8 protein-coding genes are annotated in these 5,819 nt (G+C 35.1%); 6 read left to right on the forward strand and 2 right to left on the reverse strand.

The window, feature by feature from the left end; all coding sequences use genetic code 11:
• Positions 1-656: 656 nt before the first annotated feature.
• On the reverse strand, positions 657-1,814 hold the full coding sequence (locus M3197_RS17080) for a replication initiation protein (RefSeq protein ID WP_251663082.1): 1,158 nt from the start codon (positions 1,812-1,814) through the stop codon (positions 657-659).
• Positions 1,815-2,570: 756 nt separating this feature from the next.
• On the opposite strand from M3197_RS17080, the gene M3197_RS17085 reads away from it, so the two are divergent.
• The 4 genes from M3197_RS17085 to M3197_RS17100 all read left to right on the forward strand — a co-directional run bounded on the left by M3197_RS17085 (position 2,571) and on the right by M3197_RS17100 (position 4,254).
• Positions 2,571-2,735: a YvrJ family protein gene (locus tag M3197_RS17085; RefSeq protein ID WP_251663084.1), complete on the forward strand. Its 165-nt coding sequence runs from the start codon at positions 2,571-2,573 to the stop codon at positions 2,733-2,735.
• Positions 2,736-2,808: 73 nt separating this feature from the next.
• Entirely contained in the window at positions 2,809-3,372 is a 564-nt protein-coding gene (locus M3197_RS17090) for a sigma-70 family RNA polymerase sigma factor (RefSeq protein WP_251663087.1), read from the forward strand.
• Positions 3,373-3,588: a hypothetical protein gene (locus M3197_RS17095; protein ID WP_251663089.1), complete on the forward strand. Its 216-nt coding sequence runs from the start codon at positions 3,373-3,375 to the stop codon at positions 3,586-3,588.
• A gap of 135 nt (positions 3,589-3,723) precedes the next feature.
• The gene (locus tag M3197_RS17100) at positions 3,724-4,254 is read left to right on the forward strand and encodes a hypothetical protein (protein ID WP_251663091.1); all 531 of its coding nucleotides are present in this window, start codon (positions 3,724-3,726) and stop codon (positions 4,252-4,254) included.
• Between the two features lie 65 nt (positions 4,255-4,319).
• On the opposite strand, the gene M3197_RS17105 is transcribed toward M3197_RS17100, so the two are convergent.
• Positions 4,320-4,634 (reverse strand): hypothetical protein, encoded by a 315-nt coding sequence (locus M3197_RS17105; protein WP_251663093.1) that lies wholly within the window; start codon positions 4,632-4,634, stop codon positions 4,320-4,322.
• Positions 4,635-4,815: 181 nt separating this feature from the next.
• Between M3197_RS17105 and M3197_RS17110 the strand changes: the two genes are divergently transcribed.
• Both M3197_RS17110 and M3197_RS17115 read left to right on the forward strand, forming a co-directional pair.
• Complete coding sequence (locus M3197_RS17110) at positions 4,816-5,349, forward strand: DUF3967 domain-containing protein (protein WP_251663095.1); 534 nt, start codon at positions 4,816-4,818, stop codon at positions 5,347-5,349.
• 167 nt (positions 5,350-5,516) lie between these two features.
• Positions 5,517-5,819 (forward strand): hypothetical protein (locus M3197_RS17115; RefSeq protein WP_251663097.1); only part of this gene is annotated, 303 nt, incomplete at its 3' end.

The following is a 5,819-nucleotide window of genomic DNA, read 5'->3' on the forward strand; positions in this document are numbered from 1 at the left end:
TCGCCATTGGGCGTTTTCCAACGTGGTTGGAATACCAAAACAGGGTCGAAATAATTTCTCGTATCAACTTCTTAAATTCCCTTCACTTCGTTTCGGTCAGACATTTACCGTTGACACTTCCCTGGGTTTCACCTCTCACAACGTGAAAATAATGAGTACGGCAAGCTACGGGTTTGCCCGGGCAGCACCCCAAAACGGTGTTTTGTCTTGGTAGGAATCCTACGACCTTGCCCTATTTAAGCCACCTGAAATTTTCATTTTAGGTGGCTTAAATAGGTGTCGCTTTGCTCGATTTTTTCTAGGCAACTTTTGGACATAGAATATGCAAATAGGTAGAAAGAGCATAAGGGGAAACTGCCCCCACTTTCAATGTGGGATTAGGCAGAGCCTACTGTTTTTACGGGTACATGATTTTCCGTAAAAGGAACGCTGGAGTGACAGCTGAAATTGCTATTTGTCACGCTAGAGTGACACTGTCTTTAAAAAAAGGAGAGGGAGATCGAGCGCAGCGACAGCAAATAGTGATGCTCGTTTTATGAAAAACGAGCATCACTATTTGCGAAGGTTGTAGGAATCTCCTACCTAGACAAAAACAACGTTTATGGGGTTTGTATATACAAACCCGTAGCTTGCCAGTTAACCAGTTAACTATTTCCTTATTTCTCTTTTCTCATGTCATTTAATTTCTTTTGTAATTCTTGACGCTTTTTCTCTACTTCAGCATCCGGCTCTTTTTCAGTTGGCTCGATGTTCTCATCCTTTTCTTTAAACCAATCAGGAATAATTTCTTGTCGGCCAGTCACTCTTTTCTTCGTTGGTTGAAGATTTGCGAACGTGGGTTGTTCTCCCCGTTCAGAAGCTTCCCATGCTAATTTGATTTGCGATTTTATGAAACCAAGTGGCTTTTTTACCGATTCTTCTACATTCACATATCTGATAATCATGGTTAATTCAGATTCAGCCTGGTCTTCCCATATGACGAATGCAGCTTCATACATTTGTGAAAAGTAATTGGGATCAAACTGATAGAGTTCTTTGTCTGCTAAATGATTTAACCGGATACGTATCTCTTCATTTTCAGGTGCTTTTTTCGGTTGTTCCAGTTTCTTTTTAGGTTCCGGTATCTTGATTTCTTTCTCTGGAGCAAATTGAACTATAAATTCAATCCGCTCCACGCTTCGCCCATTTTTGATTTCATTAAATCTTATAAAGAGATCCGTTTTTTCGTTAACCTCTGCAATAGCTGGCGCTAAAACACGGGCTTTTAAATTTGCATATCTTGGATATATCTTTTCACCGACTCCTAATTTCCCTCTTAAATCCTCAACAGAACATCCCCATTTCCCTAGATGTTGCCATTTTTTCATGAGTTCATATAAGCGAATAGAATAAGTGCTATTTAGATTTAAAATGTTGCTTAATCGATATGATGTGAATTGATTTTTCAATTGAAGCATATAGGGTTTTAATTTGGGCGAAAAAGACAACTCAATAACGCCTTCTCCCTCTTTATATTCAGCGCTTGAAATCCAGTTCGCTAATATCCAACCTCCGTTTTTCTTTGGAATTTCAACTGTTTTGGACATTAAATTTTCAGCAATTCCCTTCATTTGCGTATATTTCACACTACCTTTTAACCCCAACATTTCACTAAAACTTTTAACAGATATTCGATAATCTTTAAAATCTTCATCCGATGGTTGGATCATGCCGACCATCGAGAGTACTATTTTTTGTTCACGAGCTGTCAAAGGCTTTTTATGACGCGCTTCAATCAAGTTATTACTCTGAGTAACTAGGTAATTCTCTTCCATGAGAAATTCCTCCTTTTCGAAAGATAACTTTTATTTATATTTGTTATCCATAAGACACTGTAATCTTCTCAGATTACAGTGTCAATAATAAGTATAACTATTTTATTTAAATGTTACCTTCAAAGACCAAAACTGTTATCTTTAAGACCAAAACTGTTACCTTCAAAGACCAAAACTGTTACCTTCAAAGACCAAAACTGTTACCTTTAAGACCAAAACTGTTACCTTTGGGTCTCTAAAACCCAGTCATATCAAGGGCTCAACTACCCTCTAAATCACTTAAAACAAAGATCTTAAACATAAGTACTTAAAACAACAACAAACAGGAGCGTTGGTGGTGATGAAAAAATATATGTCATCTGTTTCTCTTTTTCAACCAACCAAAAAACTAGAGTGAAGTCATTTTTTAAATAAGAACATGTCCTACTCCCAAAGACTATCAAATATTGCTCTAGAAACTCTCAGAATGGTCATAGATTATCGAGAAAGATAAGTTGAGTAATGTGCTTAATGATATATATTTGTACGGCACTCTAAGTCCTTGTACGCGTTTTCTGGAAATTTAGTGTGTAAGGTTAAAACAGACCCAATGCATTTTTAAATAAATCAACCTGTTGTTGTAATGTTGCTGGATAAAATAGGGTTCAATACAGATGAAAAACTGGAAACTAAAGTAATATTTTTGATGCTTGGTTGACTTTTTATCATCCAAAAGACCTTTATATATAACACTACTTATTTAGAAAGGACTAATATATGAATGATTACACAGGGTTAATGAATTTAATAAGCAATGTTGGCTTTCCTATTGTCATCGCGATTTATTTGCTTCACAGATTTGAGCAGAAATTAGATACATTAGTTGAAAATATCAATATTCTTTCACAAGCAATAGAAAAACAGCATCAAGGAATGGAATGAGGATCTAGCTGATAATTTAATAACTATGTTAATGCCTATTTTTTTAAGGTAGAATAGAACGTATATTCTCATTATGTCTATAGGAGATGGTTTTTTGGTTCAAAATCGCTTATTACAAACTTTCTTAGAAGATGAAGATGTAAATAACTTTTACTTAAACTATTTAAAACATCCAAATAAATATAAAAAGGATAAAATTGAAGAACTTTTTCAAATTCACGTAAGAAAAATACAACTGTTAACTTATTTTTCCAAGATACTAAATTTTGAAGCAAAAAGATACGACCGGAACATCAAACAACTATATTATGATGCCCCATTAATTTTAGATAAAAGTACGCATGAAGGATGTTCTGGCATTGATTTAGTAAGAGAAAATCATTCTGTTTATGAATTAGATATCTCAATCCCTACTAGTTCATATAACCTTGCAGCTGTCTGTGAAGACAAGCGTCTTTATAAAATTATTTCAAAGTTAAGTACAAGACAAAAAGAAATACTCTACCTACTTTACATTGAAGGTCTGACTGAATATGAAATAGCCCAGAAACTAGTTATCTCGAAACAATCTGTAAATAAGACCAAAAATCAAACATTGAAAAAGATTAAGCAAGATTATGAACGGAGGAGTGTATAAATGCCGGTAGCAGAAATGAATAGTCCATCTTTTCAACAGGAAGTTTTGGATATGTTAAAACCTAAAATTAAAGCTGTCTTATATCAAACAAATTTACAAGAACGCTTGGATTTAGAACAAGAAATTATTTTAATGATAATTACCTCTATTAAAACTAAAGAATTCCGAAAAGCACCCTCTTTTTTTGAACTTATTGAAGACGAAAAAACGCTCTAAATTCCTTTTTGAGCGTTTTTTCATTCGTTACGATTTTTTCTGAATGAATTTTTCCAAATAAAAAGATTTAAAATATGAAGCTTTTCACAAATTAATCCGTATGTTTATTATAAAAATGATTTGGAGGGGACTAACTTGAGAAAAATATTGTTACTTTTTACTATATCTCTGCTTCTTGTTGGTTGTTCAAGTAAAGGCACAGACACGGAGGATAATAATAACTCGGTACTATCTGATAATATGATAGAAAAAATCCAGGAAACTATGGAAACGGGAGATTATACTAGTCCGGATAATATTTTTGATTATGAAGTTAAAGGGAAATATATATTTGTTTTGACACACACTCTACAAAAAGGTATTGAAATCACAACTTTTGAAAATGATTCTAATGAATTAAAGTTCGTAAATACCTCTAAAACTAGTGAGGCTACACTCATTAGCCCTACTAAAAATGATGGACCCTACATCATCGCTATTCAACCAAAAGATTCAGATGTAAAAGATGTAAAAGCATTTGGTAAAAAAACAAAGTTGGTAGAGTTCAGTAAAGAATATACTGGAAATTTCAAAGATGAAATTAAATGTTGGATTTTTATTGACAATGATATAGGGAAATCACCGGAAAAATATAATGAGAATGAAGATATTGAGTATATCAAATGAATAAATACATGTAGTTAAAGGATGAAGATGAGAAACGAAGCTGATTTTAGCTCCGTTTCTCACCTTTATATAATAAAACGATAACCCTCCATACGACTGGCATTTGTATGCCTAATAGCAGATTCTTTCACTTGATAAGTAAGTACCCCTCCAATATTGGAAAGTAATTTTAAATTCCCTGCGACCCAGTAACCGATTTGTCCTGGTGGAGTAAAATGTGGAAACCCTTCACAAATAAATTGTTCACCACAGCTACATGCACAGTGATATCCCAGGTTATACTTATCAGTTAGATTTTTGCCACTCGGATCGCGTACTACAGCTTTAGCTGCTGGTCTCATTAAATGAGTTCCATTTACTGGACAAGGTTGTACTGCCATTTAAATCACTCCTTTTTTTTCTTACAAACTATAAAGGGGAAAATAATACAAAAAAAACAACCAAAACCTAACTTTACGGTAAAAGAAAATCAGGATCATTCAATTTTTTAAAACTAACGTTGCTTTTAATTGAAAGGTATTGAATTCCTGTCCATCGAATGATATCGAAGGGGGGGGCGCTATGGAAAACGGATTTGGCTACTTTTCAAAAGATGTTGCCATTGAATTGGAGATTACTACATCCACGCTTAGAAGGTGGGCCATCGAGTTGGAGAAACAAGGGTACTCATTTCAACGCAATGAAAAAGAGCAGCGTATCTACTACGAGCACGATTTTAAAGCGTTCAGAGAACTGAAGAAACTTCTCGCAAATTCAGTACCATTCGTAGACTCCATAAATGCAGTCGCAACAAGGGATTTTGTGAACGAAAACGCGCAAAAGATGCCTAGCGTTTATTCCGAAACTATGCGTTTATCCAAGCGTGAAATAGAGGATATTGTAAAGAAGGCAATTGAGGACGAGAGGGAAATCCTCCTGGACGCATTGGAGAAAAGAATGAGTGACACGATTGAGATGCGTGATCGATTATTAACGCAACAATTGCGTGCAGCGATAGACGAAAGCCATAAACAACTTGCAGCTGCTTCACACCCATCAGAAAAAAAGTCGTGGTGGAAACGGTTGTTCAAAAAAGAAAAGGAGAGTTGTAAATGATTTTTTTAAACGGTTTGGCCAATACCATATCCACACACAGTAAAAGCCCTCAGAAGCTCCTAAAAGCTTCTGAGGGCTTCTTAAGTACATTCCTTACCTTTGGAATCTCCTGTATCTGATCTTCGCGTCTAAAAACGCTTGTAAGGCTTTCTAGTAAACAGTTCGTCTTGAAATATAAAATCACGAAGTTAAAACGGAGTGCCCATCTATACGCAGTGATTTTTTCTAGGAAAATCACTGCGTATATTGGGTTTCCTGCAGGGGCTAAAAAAATAGTGATTCAAGAGAATCTCAAAGATAAAAAACAGACCTTGCCCCTTTTAAAAAAGTGGCAAACTCCCATTCGCCATTGGGCGTTTTCCAACGTGGTTGGAATACCAAAACAGGGTCGAAATAATTTCTCGTATCAACTTCTTAAATTCCCTTCACTTCGTTTCGGTCAGACATTTACCGTTGACACTTCCCTGGGT

The sequence above is a fragment of the Sporosarcina aquimarina genome, assembly GCF_023715615.1.
Taxonomy (GTDB): domain Bacteria; phylum Bacillota; class Bacilli; order Bacillales_A; family Planococcaceae; genus Sporosarcina; species Sporosarcina aquimarina_A.

What these genes read in the sequence shown, in the direction of transcription:
- M3197_RS17080 (WP_251663082.1), bottom strand. Translation starts at nt 1,814, where the DNA reads ATGGAAGAGAATTACCTAGTTACTCAGAGTAATAACTTGATTGAAGCG.
- M3197_RS17085 (WP_251663084.1), top strand. Translation starts at nt 2,571, where the DNA reads ATGAATGATTACACAGGGTTAATGAATTTAATAAGCAATGTTGGCTTT.
- M3197_RS17090 (WP_251663087.1), top strand. Translation starts at nt 2,809, where the DNA reads ATGTCTATAGGAGATGGTTTTTTGGTTCAAAATCGCTTATTACAAACT.
- M3197_RS17095 (WP_251663089.1), top strand. Translation starts at nt 3,373, where the DNA reads ATGCCGGTAGCAGAAATGAATAGTCCATCTTTTCAACAGGAAGTTTTG.
- M3197_RS17105 (WP_251663093.1), bottom strand. Translation starts at nt 4,634, where the DNA reads ATGGCAGTACAACCTTGTCCAGTAAATGGAACTCATTTAATGAGACCA.
- M3197_RS17110 (WP_251663095.1), top strand. Translation starts at nt 4,816, where the DNA reads ATGGAAAACGGATTTGGCTACTTTTCAAAAGATGTTGCCATTGAATTG.